Below are 2,812 nucleotides of genomic sequence, written 5' to 3'. Positions count from 1 at the left end.
GCGCAGACCCGCCGGGACGGCCTGTTCACCATGACCGACGCCCTGATCGAGGCCAACATCCGGCTGCTGTCCACCGGTCCGGCGGCGTCGGCCGCCGGGCACCTGTTCGACCTGTCCGTGCTCCGGGAGCTGTACCAGGAGTGGCCCCGCCTGATCTGACCAGGCCGCCGGCCACCTCCGGACACCAGCCGGACACCTCCGGACACCAGCCGGCCACCAGCCACCGGCGGGAGACCGGTACCCACCCGCGGCCGCCCACGCGAAAGCCGGCCGGCCCGTAACGCCGTCGGCGCGGTTCGAAAGGCCGGTTCCGCGCACGGTTTCCGTGGGCAGGCTCCGCGGCCGGGCTCCTCCACAGCCGCCGGAAATCCGGCCGTCGGTACACCCGGATCGGGCGATCCGTACCCGGGAAATGCTTCGGCGATCCCGGAACCGGGCACGAGAGAATAATGATCACAAATATTCCGGACGCCCGGCTGCCGTTCCGGGCCGTCAGCCCGGCTCGCGGCCCTCCCTGCCCTGTTAACCCCTTCCCGGGCCGGGTTCGGGCATACTGCGTTCACGTCGTGCCGCATTCACTCCGGCATCCTCCGCCAGCGGCGTGACAGACCGTCCAGAACATGTTGGATCCGATTTCTCCGGACGATTTCAGCGGGTCCGGGGCAGCGCGTCCGAAAAGGCGGTCAAAACAGCGTCCACCACCTGGGGAAGGAACCGTTCTTGGCTGTCGTGAACGTGCTCGCCGAGCTGGTCCCCGACCGGGTGTTCGCGGCCGCGGTCGCCGTGGCCCACCGCCGCTTCGAGCCGATACTGCGCCGGGTGGATACGTTTGTCACACCGCGACAGACCGCTCTGGACGTCGGCGCCTGGTACGGCCCGTGGAGCCACTGGATGTCGCGGCACGCCCGCCATGTCGTGACGGTCGAGCCCAACCCCGAACTGGCCGCCTTCGTCGCCCGCACCTGCCGGCCGAACGTCACGGTGGTGCCGAAGGCCGCGTCCGACACGGAGGGTTTCGCCGAGCTGTGGCTGCCACCGGGCGGCCGGGGCACCGAGGGGCGCGCCTGCCTGCTCCCCCAGGGCCGTGAGCACACCGGGCACACCGGGCGCGCTGGGCACACCGGGCGCGCGGAGCACACCGTGAAGGTCGAGACGGTCCGTCTCGACAGCCTCGACATCGCCGACGTCGGACTCGTGAAGATTGATGTGGAAGGGCACGAACTCGCCGCGCTACGCGGCGCGGAGGGAATTATCCGGCGCTGGCGCCCGAATCTCGTAGTCGAGATCGAGGACAGCCGCAGCCCGGCGGCCGCGACCCTGGAACTGCTGCGGAGCTGGCACTACCAGGGCTGGTTCCTCGACCACGGGAGAATGCGCCCACTGGACGACTTCGATCTGGTCGGCCACCAGCGGGAAATGGCACCGCTGGCCCACCACGGCTACCTCCGGGCGGTACTGACCGGCAGCGTCCACCGATACGTCAACACCATTCTTTTCCGACCGTCCTCCTGACACCGGCTACCACGGGTGGAGCCGTGACACCGAAAAACGGGGGCGACCGGGGCGACAGCCACGCCAGCCTTCCGCTCGCGAATCCTGGAGCGCCGCTCAGGTAGCGCGGATCCCATCCACGACCACCCGCACAGGCCATGATCCAGGAGAGTTTGTCGTTGTGTACGCTTTTTGGCCGCAAAAGCGTACACAACGACAAAATTACGCCGATCTTCTCCGGTGGCCGACGTCCATCGAAGCGCGCCATCGTTCAGGGGGGATACGTATGGTTACCTGACCGGCGCTCCAGGACGCCCTTGCGCGGGATCGCCGGGTGCCGGCCCGCCCCCTCTCATCGGCCCGCCGGGGCCGGTTCAGGGGCCGGTTCAAGGGTGACGTCGAGGGTGCCGGTCAGGGTGACCTGCTCCCAGGCGTCCGCGGGGAGTTCCGGTGTCTGCCGGAAACCCGCGCCCGGGGCCAGCAGGACCAGGGAACCGTCGGACCGTCGTTGCAGTGGGACGCGTTCCTCCCACCGCCAGGGCCGCGCCAGGTCGGGCGTGCCGCCCGCGACCAGCCCCACGACCAGCTCCGCGGCGGGACCCACCTCGGCGGCGGCCACCTCGGCGGGGGCCAACGTGGCAGGGTCCGTGCCGGCGGCGGGCCGGCCCGCCGTCCCGGGCGTGCGCCCACCTGTCCCGGGGCGCGGCAGCCCGCCCAGGCTGGCGTCGGAGCGTCCGTCCAGCGTCCAGGTCACCGTGCGTGTCGTGCCGGAGGCGTCCGTGCCGGTGGCGAGCGGGTAGGTCTGCGTCCGGTTGCCCAGGCGCAGGTAGAGCTGCGCGTAGGGATGGCCGGCGGGGACGGTCACCGACACCCGGGCGTCGATCGCCCTACCGGTGACCGTGCGCAGTTCGACGAACGAGCCCCGTGGGCGGCCGGGCCCGGCCGCCGCCGGCAGCCCGGCCAGGGCTGGCAGTTCGTCCGGGCGCAGCCGGTAGAGCCGACGTTCCGGCATCCGCGCGGCGAGCCCCACGACGGCCGGGCCGATGTCCGCGGCGTACAGCACCTCGTCCGACAGGTCCGGGCTGTTGCGCAGGAAGTGGTAGGGCACCTGGGCGTACCGGCTCGGGAGCGGCGGGGTGACGATCACGACCGCGGGCCCGCCGAGATCGTCGGGGATGAGGCCGAGCACGCGCTCGTCCACCATGTTCACGTACCGCTGGACCCCGGCCTTGCCGGGGACGGCGGGCACGGTCAGCGCCGCCAGCGCCAGCAGGCAGCCGCCGGCCACCAGCGCGCGGGCCGGCAGCGCGCGGGCCGGCAG

At 71.8% G+C, this 2,812-nt stretch carries 1 protein-coding gene and 1 pseudogene; one reads left to right on the top strand and one right to left on the bottom strand.

From position 1 onward, the window contains the following. The first annotated feature begins 729 nt into the window (after positions 1-729). Positions 730-1,512 (top strand): FkbM family methyltransferase, encoded by a 783-nt coding sequence (locus NBX02_RS05680; RefSeq protein WP_250287399.1) that lies wholly within the window; start codon positions 730-732, stop codon positions 1,510-1,512. Positions 1,513-1,843: 331 nt separating this feature from the next. Here NBX02_RS05680 and NBX02_RS05675 read toward each other — a convergent pair. Beyond that, positions 1,844-2,812 (bottom strand): annotated as a pseudogene (locus NBX02_RS05675) (hypothetical protein); the annotation flags it as partial.

This window comes from Protofrankia sp. CiP1_Cm_nod1, assembly GCF_920888515.1.
GTDB lineage: Bacteria > Actinomycetota > Actinomycetes > Frankiales > Frankiaceae > Protofrankia.
This window is presented reverse-complemented; position numbering and strand designations above follow the sequence as displayed.